Source organism: Dyadobacter ginsengisoli DSM 21015, from assembly GCF_059568735.1.
The window spans coordinates 548,193-567,877 of record NZ_JCANTY010000005.1 but is presented as its reverse complement, the minus strand read 5'-3'; the positions used below and the strand labels follow the sequence as shown (position 1 = coordinate 567,877).

General features: G+C 50.9%; 17 protein-coding genes. 8 read left to right on the top strand and 9 right to left on the bottom strand.

Annotation, left to right across the window (positions count from 1 at the left end; translation table 11 throughout):
- Window positions 1-119 precede the first annotated feature (119 nt).
- From BP71_RS20915 to BP71_RS20900, 4 genes are read right to left on the bottom strand one after another with little or no spacing between them, the layout of a single operon-like run.
- A complete protein-coding gene (locus BP71_RS20915) occupies window positions 120-2,810 on the bottom strand; it encodes an ABC transporter permease (RefSeq protein WP_496382779.1) in 2,691 nt (896 codons plus the stop codon).
- Window positions 2,803-5,436, bottom strand: a complete 2,634-nt coding sequence (locus BP71_RS20910; protein ID WP_496382777.1) for an ABC transporter permease — start codon at window positions 5,434-5,436, stop codon at window positions 2,803-2,805. Before BP71_RS20910 ends, BP71_RS20915 begins: the two co-directional genes overlap by 8 nt.
- Entirely contained in the window at window positions 5,429-8,071 is a 2,643-nt protein-coding gene (locus tag BP71_RS20905; protein WP_496382775.1) for an ABC transporter permease, read from the bottom strand. Before BP71_RS20905 ends, BP71_RS20910 begins: the two co-directional genes overlap by 8 nt.
- Window positions 8,072-8,074: 3 nt before the next feature.
- Window positions 8,075-8,395 carry a PadR family transcriptional regulator gene (locus BP71_RS20900; RefSeq protein ID WP_496382773.1) on the bottom strand — a complete coding sequence of 107 codons (321 nt, stop codon included), beginning with the start codon at window positions 8,393-8,395 and terminating at the stop codon, window positions 8,075-8,077.
- A 278-nt stretch (window positions 8,396-8,673) separates the two neighbouring features.
- On the opposite strand from BP71_RS20900, the gene BP71_RS20895 reads away from it, so the two are divergent.
- The 8 genes from BP71_RS20895 (at window position 8,674) to BP71_RS20860 (ending at window position 16,467) form a co-directional block, all read left to right on the top strand.
- Window positions 8,674-9,567 carry a LysR family transcriptional regulator gene (locus tag BP71_RS20895; protein WP_496382771.1) on the top strand — a complete coding sequence of 298 codons (894 nt, stop codon included), beginning with the start codon at window positions 8,674-8,676 and terminating at the stop codon, window positions 9,565-9,567.
- Window positions 9,568-9,725: 158 nt separating this feature from the next.
- Window positions 9,726-12,380, top strand: coding sequence for a DUF7133 domain-containing protein (locus tag BP71_RS20890; protein ID WP_496382769.1), 2,655 nt, complete (start codon window positions 9,726-9,728; stop codon window positions 12,378-12,380).
- Between the two features lie 219 nt (window positions 12,381-12,599).
- Window positions 12,600-13,478: an SDR family oxidoreductase gene (locus BP71_RS20885; RefSeq protein ID WP_496382767.1), complete on the top strand. Its 879-nt coding sequence runs from the start codon at window positions 12,600-12,602 to the stop codon at window positions 13,476-13,478.
- 196 nt (window positions 13,479-13,674) lie between these two features.
- Window positions 13,675-14,445: a HEAT repeat domain-containing protein gene (locus BP71_RS20880; protein WP_496382765.1), complete on the top strand. Its 771-nt coding sequence runs from the start codon at window positions 13,675-13,677 to the stop codon at window positions 14,443-14,445.
- Between the two features lie 80 nt (window positions 14,446-14,525).
- Complete coding sequence (locus BP71_RS20875) at window positions 14,526-14,816, top strand: RNA polymerase alpha subunit C-terminal domain-containing protein (RefSeq protein ID WP_496382763.1); 291 nt, start codon at window positions 14,526-14,528, stop codon at window positions 14,814-14,816.
- Between the two features lie 27 nt (window positions 14,817-14,843).
- The gene (locus BP71_RS20870; RefSeq protein WP_496382761.1) at window positions 14,844-15,302 is read left to right on the top strand and encodes an SRPBCC domain-containing protein; all 459 of its coding nucleotides are present in this window, start codon (window positions 14,844-14,846) and stop codon (window positions 15,300-15,302) included.
- 65 nt (window positions 15,303-15,367) lie between these two features.
- The gene (locus BP71_RS20865) at window positions 15,368-15,994 is read left to right on the top strand and encodes a hypothetical protein (RefSeq protein WP_496382759.1); all 627 of its coding nucleotides are present in this window, start codon (window positions 15,368-15,370) and stop codon (window positions 15,992-15,994) included.
- A gap of 113 nt (window positions 15,995-16,107) precedes the next feature.
- Window positions 16,108-16,467, top strand: a complete 360-nt coding sequence (locus BP71_RS20860; protein ID WP_496382757.1) for a nuclear transport factor 2 family protein — start codon at window positions 16,108-16,110, stop codon at window positions 16,465-16,467.
- Between the two features lie 53 nt (window positions 16,468-16,520).
- Here the strand turns inward: BP71_RS20860 and BP71_RS20855 are convergent, their stop codons facing one another.
- The 5 genes from BP71_RS20855 to BP71_RS20835 all read right to left on the bottom strand — a co-directional run bounded on the left by BP71_RS20855 (window position 16,521) and on the right by BP71_RS20835 (window position 19,625).
- Entirely contained in the window at window positions 16,521-16,838 is a 318-nt protein-coding gene (locus tag BP71_RS20855; RefSeq protein ID WP_496382755.1) for a DUF3817 domain-containing protein, read from the bottom strand.
- Window positions 16,839-16,842: 4 nt separating this feature from the next.
- The gene (locus BP71_RS20850; RefSeq protein WP_496382753.1) at window positions 16,843-17,307 is read right to left on the bottom strand and encodes a hypothetical protein; all 465 of its coding nucleotides are present in this window, start codon (window positions 17,305-17,307) and stop codon (window positions 16,843-16,845) included.
- A 95-nt stretch (window positions 17,308-17,402) separates the two neighbouring features.
- Complete coding sequence (locus BP71_RS20845) at window positions 17,403-18,317, bottom strand: helix-turn-helix domain-containing protein (RefSeq protein ID WP_496382751.1); 915 nt, start codon at window positions 18,315-18,317, stop codon at window positions 17,403-17,405.
- A 25-nt stretch (window positions 18,318-18,342) separates the two neighbouring features.
- Complete coding sequence (locus tag BP71_RS20840) at window positions 18,343-18,699, bottom strand: hypothetical protein (protein ID WP_496382750.1); 357 nt, start codon at window positions 18,697-18,699, stop codon at window positions 18,343-18,345.
- Between the two features lie 59 nt (window positions 18,700-18,758).
- On the bottom strand, window positions 18,759-19,625 hold the full coding sequence (locus tag BP71_RS20835; RefSeq protein ID WP_496382748.1) for an AraC family transcriptional regulator: 867 nt from the start codon (window positions 19,623-19,625) through the stop codon (window positions 18,759-18,761).
- Window positions 19,626-19,685: the final 60 nt, after the last annotated feature.

The following is a 19,685-nucleotide window of genomic DNA, read 5'->3' as shown; positions in this document are numbered from 1 at the left end:
TATTTCAAGATTTCTCCCAATATAAAACAATAAATGACTCCCCTTGACAATTCCTGACACCTCCCTACTCAGGGTCAATGCCTGACTACCTCACATCTTCAAATGCAAACGATCACTCCTTATTCGCTTTTGAGTGATTTGGCAGGATTTACCAGTGCTGCGCGGATTGCCTGTGAGCTGATCGTTAACAGCGCGATGACGATCGCCAGCAAACCCGCAAGTGCAAACATCCACCATTCGATGTTGATTTTGTAGGTGAAATCATTGAGCCACATACGCACGCCGTACCAGGCGATGGGGCAGCCAATGACGATCGCCACCAGTACGAGTTTCAGGAAATCCCGCGACAGCAGCGCGACAATACCACTCACCGATGCGCCGAGTATCTTGCGTACGCTGATCTCTTTGGTTCGTTGGGCAATGGAGTAGGAGGATAGCCCGAATATACCCAGCGAAGCGATGAGCACGGCCAGCAATGAAAAGAAGCTGATCACCTTGCCGAAAACCTGATCATCCTTGTATTGTTTGTTAAACTGCTCATCCATAAAGAAATAGGAGAAGTCGTTTCCGGGAAAGAAGTTGTCGTATTGCTGTTTGATAAGGCCAATGGTTTTTTCCAGATCGTTCGTGGTGATTTTAAGTGAATAATACCCGCCCAGGGTGTAGAACGGGCGAAATATGATCGGCTCGATGGCTTGCTTCAATGATTGTTGATGGAAATCACTGACCACCCCGACGATTTCCCACTCGCGGTTGTACAATATAAATTTCTGCCCTATGGCGGATTCTGCGTCGGGCATGCCCATGAGTTTGGCGGCCGAAAGGTTAATGACTGCATTCTTGACTTTACTCGGGTCGGGATTGGAGTCGGTGGGAATAAAATCGCGCCCGGCCAGCATTTTGATCTGGTAAGCATGAAAGAAATCTAGATCCACGTCCATCCGGCTGAACGTAGCCCCTTTTTCCTGGTCGGGACCGACGCGCTTGACATTGAAGGCCCGTGCAAGCCGGTTGCCGAACAGGTTGGCCGATGCGCTGGCTGCCCGTACAGCCGGGTATTGCCTGAGCTCGGATTTGAATGCATTGATGCGCGTAATGGCGGAGGAATCCCAACGGGTGAGATCGGGACCACGGACGACCAGCATCTGGTCCATATTAAAGCCCAGATTTTCTTTGCGCATGAAATCAAGTTGCCGGAACACAATGATGGTACCTACGATCAGCACCACCGAGGCCGTGTATTGAAACACCACCAGCGACTGCCTGACCCACACGCCTTTTGCTGATCTTTTGAAACTCCCTTTCAACACGCTGATCGCCTTGAACGCAGACAGCGCAAATGCAGGATAGAAGCCTGACAGCAGCATGCCGCAAAGAAAAACGACAGTCAGCACGACGAGCATCACTGGCCCTCCAAACCCTCCACCAGCCAGCAGAGAGAGGGACAGGGGCTTTTCAATCAGTTTATTCAATGCAGGTTGTAATGCCACAGACAGTGCCAGAGACAATACCAGGGCAATCACATTCAGGAATACCGATTCGGCCAGAAACTGTCCGATCAGCTGGCCCGATGTGGCGCCAGCTACCTTTCTGATCCCCACTTCCCTGGCCCTTTCCAGCGAGCGGGCCGTGGACAGGTTAATATAGTTAATCCATGCGATGATCAGAATAAATGCGGCGATGACCAGCATGGTCAGCACGGCCTTCCCATTGTTGACATTTCCGATTTCGTATTCAAAGTCTGAGAAAAGGTGTGCTTTGGCGAGTGGCTGCAAGCCGAATTTTTCCACACTACCCGACACCTTGTCACCCTGAAAATAGCGGTCGCTGAAGGCAGGTAGCTTTTGTACCAGCGCCACAACGTCGATATGGGGTTTCAGTTTGATGTAATGCCACATATCGGACCCTTCCCAACTGGTTTTGACCCACTCGCCCCATGTCCTTTCCAGGGTAACATACGACATCAGTACGCCGTATTGCAAGTGCGAGGTGGAAGGAATATCCTTCATGATCCCGGTAATCTGATAGGGTTGTTCTTCCAGATCGACAAGGATGTTGCGGCCGATGAGCGAAGGATAATCTTTGGGCCGGGCACCGAATATGCGTCTGGCATTGGTCTCAGACAATACAATTGAATTGGGGGCTTTCAAAGCAGTGGACGCATTGCCGGCAATCATCGGAAAGGTGAAAAATGTCAGGAAATGATCGTCCGCAAAGGCTCCCTCTTCTTCGAATACCTTTTTGTCCTTTTGCAGTTTAAAGGTGCCCGGATAGGAGAGCGTGGTATAGGATTCTACCTCCTGAAAATCCCGGGCCATCGTAGTGCCGATGAGCGGATAGGTGATCGTGCCGTGCTGGATAAGCTTCCCCTGCTGAAAGCGGTCGTTGGTAACCCGGTAAATGCGGTCGAAATCGCGGTGGAAACGATCAAAAGTCAGCTCAAAGCTCACATATTGCAGGATCATCAGGCAGGCGGTGATCCCGGTGACGAGCCCGATGATGTTGACGGCGGAAAAACCCTTGTTTTTCCACATGTTGCGGATGGCGATCTTAAAATAATTTCTGATCATGGCAGGTCGGGCAAAAAAAGGTTGCGGATATTTTGAAACTTCTCTTTTGAATGCAAACGGCCGGGCGAGGCTCAGGGCGTCGGTTACATAACGTACACGTGCTTCGCGTATACCCAGGCTGCGTACGCGCTGCGCGAACAGTTCTTCCAGGTCGCCTTCCAGTTCTTCCACCAGGTGCGGCGCACAGAACAGCCGCAGGAAGCGGCCAGGCCAGCGTGGGGGCGCGGGGGCTTTATTCACTGCGCAGGCTCTTTACGGGGTTCATCAATGCGGCGCGGATGCTCTGGAAGCTGATCGTGACCAATGCAACAAGCGCTGAAAGCAATGCGGCCGCGGCAAAAATCCAGAGGTGAATATCGGTTTGATAGGCGAAGCTTTCGAGCCAGCGGTTCATGGCAAACCAGGCTGTGGGTGCAGCGATCACAAATGCAAGCGCCACCAATTGGAGGAAGTCTCTGGACAACAAGCTGACAATGCTTGCAGTAGAGGCGCCCATCACCTTGCGCACACCGATTTCCTTCGTGCGTTGAGCGGTAGAGTAGGAGGCCAGGCCGAGCAGGCCAAGGCATGAAATGAAAATGGCCAACGTCGCAAAATTCACAAAAAGCGCTTCAAAACGCTCGTCCGCACGGTACTGGCGGTCATAGAATTCGTCCAGGAAATAGTAAGTAAAAGGTCGGTCGGGATACTGGATTTCCCATTGCGCTTCAATGGCCCCCAAAGTGCGTTTGACATCACCCCCGTCGAGTTTGACCGACAATAATTCACCATTCCAGGGATCGACCAGCCGGAAGGTCAGCGGTTTGACGTTCTCCCGCAAGGATTGAAAATGAAAGTCATTTACCACGCCGATGATGGTTCCTTCCCGGTCCCATTGGCTGAATTTTTTGCCAATGGCCTCCTGTGGCGACCGGTAACCAAGCAGTTTCACGGCTGCCTCATTGATCACCAGGGCTTTTGTGCTGTCAGAGCTGAATGCCTTCGAAAACGATCGCCCAGCCATCAGTTTCAGTTCAAATTGGGGAATGAAATCAAAGTCGACGCGATAGACATCCAGCGTGGCGACCTGCATGTCTCCCTGGCTGTTTTCAAGCTTGGAATGGGCCTGGGAGTTAGGACCGCCTGGAACCGCCGAAGATGCTGCCACTGATTTTACGTCTTTAAGACGAAGAAGCGAGGCTTTGAGCGCATTGTGCCTGTTGCCGACACCCAGGGAGAGAACCACGGTCTGGTCCCTGGAAAATCCCAGTGCATGGCTGCGCATGAAATCGAGCTGGGTGTAGACGATGATCGTTCCGATGATCAGCGCAATGGAAACTGTGAACTGGACCGTCACCAATCCTTTTTGCAGAAGATTGCCGCTCCTGCCTGGACTGCCCAGGCGGCCTTTCAGCGCCTTCACAGGCTCGAACGAGGACAAGACCAATGCGGGATAAATGCCCGAAGCAAGACCGATTAGAACCGAGGCGGCAAGCTGGATACCCATCGCAGGCAGTTCCCGGCTGATACCAAGGCTGATCGTTTTACCGGAAAGTTCATTGAAAAGCGGCAGCAATGCATTTGTGAGCACGAGCGAACAGGCGAAGGCCAGCAATGACATCAATACGGCTTCGGTCATGAATTGCCGCGCGAGCATACCCCTTGCTGCACCGACGGCCTTTCGTACGCCTACTTCCCGCGCACGCTCCAGTGAACGTGCTGTGGTAAGATTGACAAAGTTAATGCAGGCAATCAGCAGGATGAATACCGCGATGATCGTGAATGTGTAGATGTTTGTGATGCTGCCGGATTGTTCGGCCTCACGATTGGAATGCAGGTAAATGTCCCGAAGCGGTTCCAGGAGCAGCAGCATCGATATTTTTTCGCTCTGCATCAGTTTTCCCATGTGACTTTCCAGGAATGCGGGAAACTTTTTGGATAATTCGGCCTGATCGGCGCCGGCTTTCAGGAGGAGATAGGTCGTTGTCCCGAAATTTCCCCATTCCTCGTTCACCTTTTGGTTGTAATGCCGGGTGTGGGTGGTCATGGATATGAAAATGTCGCCCCTGATCTGCGAATTCGCAGGCGGTTCCTGCATGATGCCGGTCACCTGAGCGGCTTCTCCCTCGTCGCCCACCAGCATGGTTTGTCCCATGGGATCCTGCTTTCCGAAATACTTCCGGGCACTGCTCTCCGTAAGCACAATACTGAACGGAGCCTTCAACGCAGTTTTGGGATTTCCTTTCAGTAATTTGAAATCGAACACCTCGAATAACGAAGAATCTGCCAGGAGCGTTTGCTCCTCACTGAATTTGATATCCCCTTTCCTGAACAGATAGTTTACCTTGCTGACCCGGGTAAATGTCTCGATTTCGGGGAAATCATTTTGCAGGGCGGGCCCGAAAGGCCATGAGGTGATGCCGTAATGCAGGGTCCCGGCGCTCGAAAGAATGTCGGCGGACAGCCGGTAAATGCGATCGGCCTTTTTGTTGAATGCATCGTAGGTCAGTTCGAAATGCACGTACAATCCAATGAGAAAGCAGGCTGTCATACCTGCCGAAAGCCCCATTACATTAATCAGGGAGAACATCTTGTGTTTCGCAAGGTTCCGGAACGCGATTTTGAGATAATTGCGGATCATGGCTGCTTGGATGAATGCGGGTTGCGGATATTTTTCTGGCTTTTCTTTCATAGCAAACGGGCGCATCAGGCTAATGACGTCGCGTACGTAACGTGTGCGTGCCTCGCGAACCCCGTGCGTGCGCAGGCGCTGCGTGTAGAGTTCGAGGAGATCACCTTCGAGCTCGTCAACCAGGTGCGAAGCGCAGAACAGCCGGAGAAGACGGCCTGGCCATCGGGGCGGCTGCGTGTTTGACCGGTTATTCACTGCGCAGGCTCTTTACGGGGTTCATCAATGCAGCGCGGATGCTCTGGAGGCTGATCGTGGCAAATGCGATGGCCGTTGAAAGGATCGCAGCTGCTACGAATATCCACCAGGGTATTTCGGTTTGGTAAGCAAAGCTTTGCAGCCACTGGCGCATCCCAAACCAGGCCAGCGGAGAGGCAATAAGGAATGCCAGTACTACCAGTTTCAGGAAATCCCTGGATAGCAGCCCGACAATACTGCCCGCGGAGGCCCCCATAACCTTTCGCACCCCGATTTCCTTCGTGCGCTGCATGGTGGAGTAGGAAGCCAGACCAAGCAGGCCGAGGCAGGAAATGAAAATGGCCAGCGCTGCAAAATGGAAGAACAGCTTTTCAAAACGTTCATCGGCGCGATACTGACGGTCGAAGTACTCGTCGAGGAAGTAGTAGGAAAATGGTTTGTCGGGATTTTGTGCCGTCCATTCCTTTTCGATCTCCGCCAGGGTTGATTTTACATTATTTCCCTCCATTTTAACAGAAACCAGCTCTCCGTTCCACCAGTCAAGAAACCGGAATGTAAGTGGCCTGATGTGTTCCTGCAGTGATTGGAAATGAAAGTCCTTCACCACGCCAATAATATGCCCCTCCCGTCCCCACTGTTTGTATTTCTTACCAATGGCCTCACGGGGTGTCGCATAGCCCAGCATTCTTGCGGCAGCTTCGTTGATCACCAGTGCTTTGGAGCTGTCGGAACCGAATTCTTTGGACAACAGCCTGCCGGCCGCCAGTTTGATATCGTATTGTTTTAAAAAATCGAAATCTACGCTGTATACCTCCAGATTCCCTGCCTGCATATCGCCCCGGGCATTCTCGATTTCGGAAAAGGCTTCGTTGTTTTTGGTGCCGGGCACGCGCGAGGATGCCGTCGTAGACTTCACGCCGCCAATGCGCAACAGCGATTCCTGGAATGCATTCCGCTTTTCCCCGGTAGTGCCCTGGACCACCAGCATCTGGTCTTTGGAAAAACCCAGGTCCCGGCTGCGCATGTACCTCACCTGCGTGTACACGACCATCGTAGCGATGATCAGCGCAATGGAAATGCAGAATTGCACGGTTACGAGCCCTTTTCGAAGTAAAACGCCTTTGACACTGGTTGAGAAACGCCCTTTCAGGACGGTGATAGGGTCAAAGGCGGAGAGAACAAAGGCGGGGTAAACACCGGCAATGCAGCCGATCAGCAATGCCGCTCCAAACAATGCGATAATCCATCGCCATTCGGCCAGGATATCTGTGCTGATGATTTTTCCGGAAAGGTCGTTAAACAGCGGAATTACGGCTGCCGACAGCATCACGGCAATGGCGAAAGCGATGAGTGATACCACCACCGACTCGCTCAGGAACTGGCGCGTCAGAAGCGACCGTGCCGCACCTACCGCCTTACGCACTCCTACCTCCCGGGCTCTTTCGGCGGAACGTGCGGTAGTAAGGTTTACAAAGTTGATACAGGCGATAAGCAGTATGAAAGCCGCAATAATAGCGAAGGTATATACATTGTTCATACTGCCCGATTCTTCCGCATCGCGATCCGAATGCAGGTAGATATCCAGCAATGGCTCCAAAAGCAGCGTGATCTCTATCTGATTTTCCCGCATCATGTTCCCGGCGTGTTTTGCTATGAACGGAGGCAGTTTGGCAACCAGCTTATCCGGGTCTGTGCCTGGTTTGAGCAGGAGGTACGAGGTGTTGCCAAAAGCTCCCCAATCTTCGTCGATCCCTTTGTTGAAGCGTTGGGTATAGGAACTCATCGAAACAAAAAGATCGCCTTTGATTTGCGAATTGGCAGGTGGTTCCTTCATCAGTCCGGTTACCGTGGCCGGAATGCCGTCGTCGCCCAGCAGCAATGTCTGGCCGATCGGGTCGGCGTTGCCAAAGTATTTCCGGGCTGTTTTTTCCGTGAAAACGATGCTCATAGGCTCTTTAAGCGCCGTCGCCGGATTCCCTCTGATCATTTCAAAATCAAATACCCTGAACAGCGAACTGTCGGCGAATACGGTTTTTTCTTCCTTGAATTTCAGGGCGCCTTTACGCACCAGATAATTGCGTGTGGCCACCCTGGTAAAAGCCTCTACCTCTTCAAACTCGTTCTGCATATTAGGCGCGAAAGCCCAGGAACTGATGCTATAATGCAGTGTTTCCGAGCTGGTTCTGAGGTCCGGTGAAAGGCGGTAAATACGGTCGGCCTTTTTGTTGAACGCATCATAATTCAGTTCGAAATGCACATATAACGCGATCACAAAGCAGGCCGACATGCCCACCGCGAGTCCCATGATATTGATGAAGGAGAATGCCTTATGCTTCCAAAGATTCCGGAATGCGATTTTCAGGTTGTTTCTGATCATGGCTGAATGTTGGATTGAGGATTCGTGGGAGGAATACTTGGTTTTTTTGAATGTGAAAGGCCGCATTAGGCTGGGCCTCACTAGGCTAAATACATCCTTTACAAACCGCAGGCGCGCCTGGCGCTGCCCATACTTGTGAACGCGTTGCGTGAAGAGCTCATCCAGGTCGCCTTCCAGCTCGTCGAGCAGGTGGGGTGCGCAGAACCAGCGAAGGACGGTGCTGGCCCATTTGGGCGGTTGAGGTGCGGTAGGTTTCATGGCTCAGGCAGGTTTCGGGATGCTGCTCCACATACGGTTGCGTATTTCACGGATATTGTCCAATGCCCGGGTCCCCGCCATGGTTACAGTAAAAAAGCGCTTGCTCCGTCCGCCTCGTTCCTGCGTAGCCCCTCCCATTCGTGAGGATAACAGCCCCTTCTCTTCCAGCCGGTGCAATGCGGCGTGCACGGCACCGAGGTTTACCGACCGGCCCATTTGCTGTTCGATCTCGTTCGTAATCGCTGCACCATACGCATCGCCGGCAAGTATCGCTACCGCCAGCAGCACGACCTCTTCAAACTCTCCCAGATAAGTTCCCTTCATATGGGTTTTTATTATTTCTGTAAATGTATAACAAATGGCATGCCGCGCTTGAAAAGAGTCATTTGTGGTCAATCAGGGCATGTTTTGTTATTTTGAGTGTCCGAATACGAACAAGGATGATTCGTTCGCGGACAGCGGATTGAGGCCGACGCAGCATACCTATTCCGCAAGAATCAGCTTCGAATTTGTGCAATGCGCATTCACTTGTGTTGGGATCATTTAAACTTAATACCGTTTATTTGCTGACGGATTTCAAACATAGGAAATTCATTTCAACAATGGTTTTCGACTTCCGCTTACAAGTTTTCCAAACCGTCGCGCGCCGTCTGAGCTTCACCAAAGCTGCCGCAGAGCTCTTTATCACCCAGCCGGCGGTGACCAAGCACATTCATGAGCTGGAAAATCAGTTGAAAACGAAGCTCTTTGAGCGGAGCGGCCCGAAGATCAGTCTCACGCCCGCAGGGGAAATCTTGCTCCATCATGCGGAGCAGATCTTCGACATTTACCGTAACCTCGAATTTGAGATCAACAGCCTTTCTCAACGTAACAGCGGGAAACTGCGGTTGGGAGCCAGTACAACGGCGGCACAGTACATTCTGCCTCCCATTCTGGCGGCATTTCACCGCAAGTTCCGTCATATCGAGGTGACGCTCACGACAAAAAATACCGAGGAGATTGAACACGCATTGCAGCACAAAGAGATCGACCTGGGTGTGATCGAGGGGTTTTCAAAGAATTCGGGGATCAAATACACCGAATTTCTGAACGATGAGATCGTGCTGGTGGCTAACAGCAGGAATCCGCTGGCAGTGACGGGTGTGGTGAATGCGGATCAGCTCCGGGAAATACCGCTTTTGCTGCGCGAGCCGGGCTCGGGTACGCTGGAAGTTATTGCCCATGCATTGAAATCGATCGGGCTGAACATTTCGGATTTGCAGGTGGAGATGCAGCTGAGCAGCAGCGAGAGTATGAAACTGTACATTCTCCATTCAGATAGCATGGCCTTCATTTCGGTGCATGCGGTTCTGAAGGAACTGCAAAGCAAAGAATGCCGGATCGTAGATGTGGAGGGGCTTTCGATCGACCGCCACTTCCATTTTACAACACTCCACGGCCAGCAGGAGGCGCTGCCGGAATTGTTTATGCGCTTCGCTCTTTATCAGAAAAAATAGGTCCCATCGGATATGAACTTTTTTTTTCGGCAAACGCGGCTTTTCTTTCAATGAGGCGGATATTTTTGAGTAGTTATACCTCGCGGCCTATTTTAATAATGCGTACTGTATCAATTAACTCGTTCTGAACGGGTTGAATTATTTTTGTTAAATTTTATATGTTAAAAATTACATTAAGCCTCTGCTCAGGACTCCTCATCCTTTTCTGGACAACCACCGGTATCCTTCAAAAAGACAAAAGCAGGTCGGACAACCGAACTCTCACCCGCATCGACACACTTCCTAACGCTGCCGCATGGCCCGCAGAACTCAGCGTAACGCATTTCGCGGGCCACGATCTTACACCCAGCCCGTCCTGCCTGGCGGTGGCGCCGACCGGCGAGGTGTACGTTGGCGTGGATATGATCGGCTCCCTTGGCAAAACGCCGGGAAAAGGCAGTATTGTGAAACTGGTCGATTCGGACAATGATGGTGAGGTGGACAAGCATACCACTTATGCGCAGGTGGACAACCCACGCGGTATCATCTCGCAGGGAGACCAGGTATTTGTGTTGCATACCACCTTCTCCAAGGAAACCGGCAAGGCGTCCGGGATGGACCTGGTGGTTTTCGAAGATAAGGATCATGACGGCGTTGCTGATGGCCCTTCCAAGCCATTGATCCAGAATATCAGCTCGCCGAAATTTCTGCAAAGCCGCGGTACCGACCACTCTACCAATGGTATCCGTATGGGCATCGACGGATGGATCTATATTGCGGTGGGCGATTTTGGTTTTCACGGCGCAGTGGACCGGTCGGGCAAGAAACTGACCCAATTGGGAGGTGGTATAGTTCGCGTCCGCCCCGATGGAACGGAGATGGAGGTGTATACCCACGGTATGCGCAATATTTATGATGTAGCCATTGACCCTTACATGAACATGTTTACGCGCGACAATACCAACGACGGCGGCGGCTGGAATATCCGTTTCAGCAACCAGATCCAGTCAGGAGAGTACGGCTATCCGGTTTTGTTCAAAAATTTTACAGAAGAAATCATCCCGGCTCTGATCGACCTGGGCGGAGGTTCGGGAACGGGGTCGCTCTTCATGGACGATCCTAACTGGCCTGCGAAATACAACCGCGTGCCGATGATGGCCGATTGGGGCCGCAGCCAGGTGTATGTGCACCGCGTTACGCCCGATGGGCCTACATTCCAGCAAAAAGAAGAGGAATTTATCAAACTGGCACAGGTGACCGACCTGGATATTGATGCTTCGGGCCGGGTATATCTGGCAGCCTGGGATGGCGCAGGTTACTCGGGTAATCCCGGCAAAGGTTTTGTGGTACGTGCCGTGCCGAAAGACTGGCAGTACAAAGCTTTTAAGGATTTGAAAAAGTCGTCGGTGAAAGAGCTGGGGGCATTACTGCGGTCTGAAAGCGCAGTGCAGCGGCTGGCGGCTCAACAGGAACTGCTGGGGCGTTCGGGTAAAGAAGCTGCGAAGATTTCGTGGGTCATTGCGGCCGACAAGAACCTGCCGCTTTACGTGCGCGCCGCGGGGATATTTACTTATGGACAGGCGGCCAGTGCGGACGGAATCGGGAATCTGGTTAAACTGACCTCGGACAACGATGTGCGTGAATTTGCATTACGTGCGTTGGCCGATCGTAAGCCCAATATAGCGAAAGTGCCCATCGAGCCATTCCTGAAAGCGATGGAAGATGGTTCACCACGGGTGAAAATTGCCGCGGCGGTAGGTTTGGGGCGTTTAGACCGTCCGGAAGCGGCGCAGGCGCTTTTGAAAGTAAAAGTCCCGGGCTCGTTCGTGGCACCGGCAAAAGGTACCGAAGGGCCTCATGCTACGCCGAACTCGGCCATCGTCACTCCGCACATTGCCGTGCGTGCGCTCGTGGCGCTGCATGCTGTGGATGCGTGTGTGAAGGCGGTGGGCACCGAAAATTCGACCATCGCATTGTGGGCTTTGCGCTACATGCACGATCCCAGGGCGGTCGACGGACTGATTGCAGCTTATGGTAAATCCAACGATAAGGCATTAAAAGAGCAGATACTGACGACTTTGGGGCGAATCTATAAAAAAGAGGCCGACTACGATGGCTCCTGGTGGTGGAGCACGCGCCCCGACACGCACGGACCTTACTACAAGGCCATTGAATGGGAATCGTCGGGCAAGGTAAAGGACTTTCTGATGCAGGAATGGAACAAAACCGACGAGGCGGGAAAGCAGTTCTTCGCTGACCTGAATGGACGGAATCGCATGGGTATCACTGAATTTGGCGGAGAGGAAGCGGTTGCGGCCAAAGAAGAAGTGAAGGTGGATCTGGAAAAGATCCGTAATAAAAAGGGACAGGTTGGGCAGGCATCGATTGAGGATGTGATGCTGGCGATGGCGAAAATTAAAGGCGACCCGGCTGCCGGGAAGCTGCTTTTTACCAAACAGGGTTGCGTAGCGTGCCATAGCCTGAGCAGAAGCGAGGTGATGAAAGGACCGTTTATGGGGCAGATCGGCTCGATCATGAACCGTGAGCAGATCGCCGAATCGATTCTGAAACCGAATGCATCCATTTCGCAGGGTTTTGCATCCGTGCTCATTACGACGAAGGGAGACAAGACTTACATGGGCTTTGTTTCAGAGGAATCGGCCGAAAAGCTGGTGATCCGTGACATTGCCGGGCAGGTAAATACGATTAAAGTGGCAGATATCACTTCACGCAAGGAAATGGAAACCTCGATGATGCCTCCGGGCTTAGCCAATGAGCTGTCGTATGAGGAGTTTGCGTCGCTGATCACGTTCTTGTCGCAACAGAAAAAATAGCGGCAGATGTCGTTGCTGGTGTTTTCACCGGCAGCCGTGTGCTGGATAGCCGGTGAGGACACCGGCCGTGACGGAAAGGCTTGCAGGGCCGGTTGGGTAAATCATACCAACCGGCCTTTTGCATTGCCGACCGCTCTCCCAGCTTTCGTTTTCTTACAATTTTAACCTAAACCGGCGAGCTAATTTTGACACATCAATCAACCAAAAGCATTGAAAATCATGTCAAATTCAGCATCTCCCCGCATTTTGATCACCGGTGCGACCGGTACTATCGGTCGTGATCTCACAGCCATTCTTTCATCCCGTAATATCCCGTTCCGGGCGATGGTTCGTTCCTTAGATCATGCCGGAAAGCTATCTGCATTGCCCGGAGCCGAACTTGTGACCGGGGATTTTAATGATCCGTCGTCCTTAGAAAGTGCATTGGCCGGCATGGAACGCGCGTTCTTGCTCACCCATTCGTCGGAACTGGCCGAAAAACAGCAAAGTACTTTTGTGGAAGTTGCTGCAAAAACCGGTTTGAAACACATTGTGAAGTTATCGCAATGGGCAGCAGACGTGGATTCACCGGTGCGCTTTCTTCGCTATCACGCGGTGGTAGAAAACCTGATCAGGGATTCCGGTATGACCTTTACCTTCCTGCGCCCGAACCTGTTTATGCAAGGGCTGCTCGGTTTTCGGGATAGCATTGTTCATCAGGGTAAATTCTTTGGTGCAATCGGCGAGGCCAGGGTAAGTATGGTCGACACCCGGGATATTGCCCGCGTAGCCGTAGCCGCATTAACCGAGCCGGGTCACGAAGAAAAAACGTATGACCTCACCGGACCGGAAGCGCTTTCGCACCGGGACCTGGCCGAAAAGCTATCTGTGGCGTTGGGCCGGACCATCGAGTTTGTCGATGTACCCTCTGAAATTTTGCGGGAAATGCTGATGGGCTCAGGCTTCCCCGAATGGCAGGCCGACGGGCTGGTAGAGGACTACGCACATTACAAAAGAGGGGAAGCTGCGGTTGTTTCTGGCGGCATTTTTGATGCAATAATGCAGAAACCGACCAAATTAGACGCTTTTTTAAGCGATTATCGCCAATTTTTTGCATGATTTGGGAATTATGCGGTATTTTAGTAGCCCGATAGAATTAATTTGAAGTAGTTGAGTTAGCGTTTTCTTTTGCACCCATTGTAATTACTCAACGTTTATTTATATAGCATTCCCCGTTGGATTGATTTCCAACGGGGATTTTGTTTATAGGATACCAAATTTCAATCTTTGGACTGGTAATCAATCTGCACATGCCGTGGCATTTTACGACTTATCCAAAACTGAAAGATCCCGGCTGGTCGCCATCATCCGGCTGGATATAAAACATGCGCTTAATGGCGGACTGTCCGAAAAAACCCGTGGATATTATGGAGATCCGGATACTTACATACGCAAATCCGCATACCTGGTAACCGGGCGTCTATATGAGGAGGACAAAAACTTGCGGGAACCTATTTTGAACATGCTCGCACTGTTCTTTCCGGATTCCGACTTCAAGGTGCGGCAAACGGTCATCAATGCAGCCGGCGAAATCGGCAAAAAGCATTTTGCGCAAGTACGCGGTTTTTTCGATCTGGGGTTATTTGATCCGCACCATGCTCCGCGCAACGCCGTGATCGGCTCCGTGAAGAAGATGGGAGAGGTTAATCCCATGCCCGTGCTTGCCTGGGCCAGGGAGTATTTGCATCACGACGACAAGGAAATCCGGCGCGAGATTTGCCATGGCATCGAACTGCGTGGCCGGAAATATCCTGAGGATATCCTGCCGCTTTTGCAGGAACTGCAATATGACAAAACTGCCCGCGTACGCAATACGCTCATACATGTGATCGGGCAGATTGCTTACAAAAAAGGTTGCCTCCTGAAAGTACTGGAGCATCTGAAAGGCTGGGATAACAAGGCTCTTGTGAACGAGGCATTGGAAGAGATCATTGATGTCCACGACCGTTACCGGAATTTCGCGGCGCTGACCCAAACCGAGGCCATTGCCTGCATCAACGCGCAATATCCGGAACGCAAAGCTTGAAAACAGTCCCGATTGCCCCTGTCGGAAGTCGCGTTTGCCCCGTGGGCGGAAACTGAAATTCCAATAACTTTACTTTCATCATGACCATGACTGCGAAAGAACTAAGAATCTGTCCCAACGGCCATCGCTACTATAAAAGCAGTGATTGCCCGACTTGCCCGGTTTGCGAGGCGGAACGTAAGCCGCAGGAAGGATTTATGGCACTTATCAGTGCATCCGCGCGTCGGGCATTGGAGAATAATGGAATCCACACGCTTGCCGGGCTGGCCTCGAAGACTGAAAAGGAAGTGTCGGCATATCACAGCATGGGACCAAACGCAATAGGGAAATTAAAAAAGGCATTGGCAGAAAACGGATTGTCTTTTGCATGAAAATCGGTAGTTCTTAAACTTTTAAACATGGAAAATCAGCAACTGGAAATCAAAGCGGCTATTCAAATTTCGAAGACGGCTACCGAAATATTCGAAGGGATTGTGAATCCATCTCAAATGTCGCATTACTTTATTTCGGAAAGTACAGGAAGGATGGAACAGGGGAAGGAACTTGTCTGGCGCTTTCCTGAATTTGATATGAACGTGCCTGTGCGCATAGGCGAAGTGGAACAGGATCGGTCCGTCTCTTTTTACTGGGGCGAACCGGGTAAAGAAATGCGCGTGGCGATTACACTGGAGCCCTTCGGGAAAGGTGGGGGGGCGACCGTCGTGCGGGTTACCGAAGGTACCATGCCACTCGGTGAAGCCGGAATCAACTGGCTGATCGGCAATACGGAGGGGTGGGCGAATTTTCTGGCATGCATGAAGGCCTATCTGGAATATGGTATCAATCTGCGAAAAGGTGCTTTTGATTTCCGAGCCTGATTTCTCACAGTTAGGCGTTGATAAGGAAGCACATTTCGGTTTACATAAAATCTGTTGCAAGAGATATGTCAGTAGTTTCCAGGCTAGCGTCGGCATTGAACCGTCGCGACGAAGTACCCAATCAGGAGTTGGCCGCAGAAATCGTCGAAAAGAACGATCAAGCCGCGGTTAGTGAGCTGGTGGAAAACCTCACTCATCAAAGCAAAGACATTCAGCACGATTGCATTAAAGTGCTCTACGAGATCGGCGAACGTAAGCCGGCACTCATTGCCACCAACGCGAATGAGTTTGCCGCATTGCTTGATCATAAAAATAACCGCATGCAATGGGGCGCTATGACGGCGCTGAATACCATTGCATTGGAAAAACCGGCTGTCGTATATGCCGCTGTTCCCAAACTCGCTTCCGTCGCTGACAGAGGGTCCGTTATCACCCGCGATAATTTTGTGGCTATTCTGATCAAACTGAGCAGTTTGGATGCCTACCGCGCGGAGGCCTTGCCTTTGCTGAATGAGCAAATGCTGAGTTGCCCTTCCAACCAGCTCCCGATGTATGCCGAAAATGCATTAGCGGTGGTAACGAGTGATTTCAAACAAACTTTCATGGATACATTAACCGTCCGTCTAGATGATTTCGACAAGGAGTCGAAGCGGAAGCGGATCGAGAAGGTCTTGAAGAAGCTGCGAGGCTAACCGATCGGCGGGTCGAAGTTCACGCTTAATTGAAGATGGCCACCGAATTCCAGACCGATCAACTCCTGGCATCATTTTGGAAGACATTTTTGCGGATAAAACAAAATGTAACCATGGAATCAGTAACGAACTCCCTAAATACCGCTTTAAGCGCGATGACGGTTTCTTCTTTTCTCAAAGCGCTCAACGATCACGATTATGAGGCTGCCCGCGAGTTCATGGCCGATGACCTGAAATTTGAAGGTGTGCTGGGTAGTGTTGAAGGTAAAACGGAATACCTGAAACAAATGACCCGGATGAAACTCCGCTACGACGTGAAAAAACTCGTATACGACGACGAAAATGTGGCTGTACTATATGAGATCGAGATGTCGGGAAAGAAGATCCCCACTGCCGGGTGGTACGAAGTCCGCGACGGACAGATCACACACATTCGCGTAGTGTTCGATCCCCGGCCCGTATTGCAGGCCTGACGTGTCCCAAATAGGCATTTTGCCTAATTTAAAACTGCTTTTTTTGCTCGTTACTATTTGGAGGCCTGCTGTTGAATGGGGCGGAGAATAGTATAATCAATGTAAAACGTGCCGAATGGAACCACGCAGGCTAGTAGGACCTTCCATGTAGTTTCCCGGAAAGTCCACTTGTATTCAATACCCACCGCAATAGTATTAATTACAAAAAAGAGGAAGAGCAGGCCGTGGGTCGGGCCCATCGTTTTGACCATAGACGGATCGCCATACTTATATTTGAGCGGGACAGCCACAAAAATAAGAACAAGGAGCGACAGTCCTTCCAGAAAACCAACAAGTCGCAGTCTCCCGATTTGCGTGTTCAGGTATTTCATTGTATTAAAAAGTTGGGAAATAGTTACGTGCTGAAAATGGCGAGAACGGCCATGGGATGGCTATAAAAATGATCAGGAATGCGACTGCATAAAAGATGGTCATCATCCTGAATTTGGCGACATCGGTTTCCTGTCGCTTGGCGGCAGATGAACCGATGGTGATCACAATGATCGCGATGGTCATCAGGGTAATATGGATCATGCCGAAAAACAGCAGGTCGCGCTGATGGACAGCCTCTTTGAAATGTGCCCGGAAATAAGTGACGAACGGACTATTGAAGTACAACACCCAGCCGATCATCAATTGTATATGTGCGATGGTCGCCGTAAGGTGCCGGACCAGATTATCGGTTTTGGAAAAGGCCGAGCGGGTCGACCAGCCCCTGAGTCCCCGGATGATCGCATAAAGCAGACTAAACACGACGAGCCAACGTACCAGGGAATGCGTAAAAATGAGCAGGAGATACATGAAAAAGCAACGAACGATTGAAAAACGGACCGCGTTTGCGATTTGCAAATCTCTTCATAAAACACGGAAGCTTACTAGGATGGAATGAGCCTGTTTCAGGATTTTTCAATCATTTTTCGGAAAGTTGTGGGTGTCACCTTCTCGTACTTCCGGAAAAGCCTGGTAAAATAGGACGGATCTTCAAAACCTATGGAAAGCGCGATTTCCTGCACCGAAAACCGGCTTTGCAGGAGCAGTATCTTGGCTTCTGAAACCAATACTTCGTCAATCCATCGGGTTGGAGATTTTCCTGTAATGCCTTTGACGCTTTTGTTGAGATGATTCGGGGTGACATTCAGAAGCGATGCATAGTCGGTAACCTGACGTTTATCGCGGATATGTAAGTGTAGCAACTCAACAAAACGATTGGTGATGTCGGCCGCAGCGATAGAGTGGTGAAAGGGGACGGATTCGTAATTGAGATTTACCTCATACAATAACGCGGCCAGGTAAGCGCGGATAATACCGGTATTTTTCAATCCGTTTTCTGTGTAGTCGTCAAATAGCCGTTGCAGCAAGGGCAGAATTCGGGCGGCCTGCACCGCATCGAGCCGGATATGGGGGTTGCTCCATACTTTCAGGAATCCGAAGTCATGGATCGGAATGGTATGGGATAGTTTGCTGATGAACAGGTCCTGGTGGAAAACAAACAGAAAACCCTTATTTTGTTCACCGGGTGCAAATGAGAAGACCTGACCGGCCGGAACAAACAGCATTTCGTCCTTTCCCACCGTGTAGGATTCACTACCGATTTTCATGCGTGCGATTCCCTCCGTGGTGTATAGGCAAGTGTGCGTAGTGGTACGAGAGGCAGGCACCACCTGCCTGACATGCCGGTACATTTCTTCCGTCCGCACGATAAAATATTGGCTGATGTCATCATGAAAGAGGGACTGCAACTCCTCTGAAGGCATGTGGGTGGCCGTGAAAGATTTGGTATCGTGCAGCGGAATAAGCTCTTTTTCTTGCATGAGTGGGTTAATGCGCGTTCTTGTCTCAGGGTTTGTTCCGGGGTGATTTCTCAATGGAAGGAGCCGGAGCAATGACCTTCTTCTTTCTTTTTACAGAATAACTGGTGACAGTATCCGTTTCCGGGCGGCCTGTGCTGCTGCGGCTGCCATCGACTGTGCCAGAGGAGTTGACGTTGCCATTGTCATTCAGAATAGGGCCTGTTTCGGCGTTGGCCGAATCTTTCAGGATGGCATTCAAGTCCGATGAATCGGCTTTGCGGATCTGGTGGCGCGTCGTTTTGCGCTGGTAAGTACGTTCCTGATGCGAGCGTTGCGTTTGGGCAACGGACAACAGGGGCGCCATAATAGCCATTGCCAGGATGCAGTGTCGGATGGTGTTCATATCGATATGGTTTTTAGTTTGATGCTATGGTAGCAGATCCTATCAAAATCCATTCCAGCTTATCTGGCGGCGGCTGGCCGATACTTGCGGCGAAACTCCCCCAGGCTCATGCCCTTGCTCTTTTTGAAAAACCGGTTCATATGGCTTTCATCGGTAAAGGACAATTCCGCGGCGATTTCATTGATACGCATGTCGCTGTGGAGGAGTCGTGTTTCGACCAGTTTTAGCCGTGAATGGACGATATATTGCTGCATCGTTTCGTTCGTCTGCTTTTTGAAATACCTGCCCAGGTAAGACTCCGAGATCCCAAAATGCGTACTAATGCAGGCGGCCTTGATTTTATCCGGACTATAAATGTTTTCCTGGATGTACTGCAAAATGTCCAGCGCCTTTTCTTCGGTTGATTCACTGATCTGTTCGGGCAGGTACTTTGCAATGTTACGTGCTACGAGGATGATCATCGTGTTCACATACTGGCGGATCAGCTCCTGGTTATAGATGTCGCGGTTCACGAATTCGCGGATAATGGCTTCCACAAGCGGCTTTATGATGCTTTTGTCCGTCTGGTTGCGGAGAATACAGCCGGGTTGGTGGCTGGCATTTTGCAGGATGAATTCCAGGCGCTGCAACAGGTCCTCACGCTGGGGCCCACTGGCCAGCGAGGCGTTTTTTTTGAGGTAAATGTCGTTGAAACGGATGAAAAAGAATTTGGTGGTGGTTTCAATGTCAAACGAATGGGTGTCCTCGGGTGTGAGCAGGAACATATGCCCGGCAGTGTAGCGGAAGGTGTTCTGGTTGATCACCTGCAAGCCGGTGCCCGCGATGATATACACCAGTTCAAAGAAATTATGCTGGTGCGTTGGTTTGGGGCATTCGTCCAGTTCTTTATATATTATTTCAAATGGTTGGTGGAGGTTTTCCTTCATCTTGATAATTATGTACCGGATTATAGAAAAAATGTACCGTGAAAATACTTATAATTCGGT

Excerpts from the sequence above, each read along its gene's own strand:
- BP71_RS20905 (WP_496382775.1), bottom strand. The coding sequence starts at position 8,071 with ATGAAACCTACCGCACCTCAACCGCCCAAATGGGCCAGCACCGTCCTT.
- BP71_RS20900 (WP_496382773.1), bottom strand. The coding sequence starts at position 8,395 with ATGAAGGGAACTTATCTGGGAGAGTTTGAAGAGGTCGTGCTGCTGGCG.
- BP71_RS20895 (WP_496382771.1), top strand. The coding sequence starts at position 8,674 with ATGGTTTTCGACTTCCGCTTACAAGTTTTCCAAACCGTCGCGCGCCGT.
- BP71_RS20890 (WP_496382769.1), top strand. The coding sequence starts at position 9,726 with ATGTTAAAAATTACATTAAGCCTCTGCTCAGGACTCCTCATCCTTTTC.
- BP71_RS20885 (WP_496382767.1), top strand. The coding sequence starts at position 12,600 with ATGTCAAATTCAGCATCTCCCCGCATTTTGATCACCGGTGCGACCGGT.
- BP71_RS20875 (WP_496382763.1), top strand. The coding sequence starts at position 14,526 with ATGACCATGACTGCGAAAGAACTAAGAATCTGTCCCAACGGCCATCGC.
- BP71_RS20870 (WP_496382761.1), top strand. The coding sequence starts at position 14,844 with ATGGAAAATCAGCAACTGGAAATCAAAGCGGCTATTCAAATTTCGAAG.
- BP71_RS20865 (WP_496382759.1), top strand. The coding sequence starts at position 15,368 with ATGTCAGTAGTTTCCAGGCTAGCGTCGGCATTGAACCGTCGCGACGAA.
- BP71_RS20860 (WP_496382757.1), top strand. The coding sequence starts at position 16,108 with ATGGAATCAGTAACGAACTCCCTAAATACCGCTTTAAGCGCGATGACG.
- BP71_RS20855 (WP_496382755.1), bottom strand. The coding sequence starts at position 16,838 with ATGAAATACCTGAACACGCAAATCGGGAGACTGCGACTTGTTGGTTTT.
- BP71_RS20850 (WP_496382753.1), bottom strand. The coding sequence starts at position 17,307 with ATGTATCTCCTGCTCATTTTTACGCATTCCCTGGTACGTTGGCTCGTC.
- BP71_RS20845 (WP_496382751.1), bottom strand. The coding sequence starts at position 18,317 with ATGCAAGAAAAAGAGCTTATTCCGCTGCACGATACCAAATCTTTCACG.
- BP71_RS20840 (WP_496382750.1), bottom strand. The coding sequence starts at position 18,699 with ATGAACACCATCCGACACTGCATCCTGGCAATGGCTATTATGGCGCCC.
- BP71_RS20835 (WP_496382748.1), bottom strand. The coding sequence starts at position 19,625 with ATGAAGGAAAACCTCCACCAACCATTTGAAATAATATATAAAGAACTG.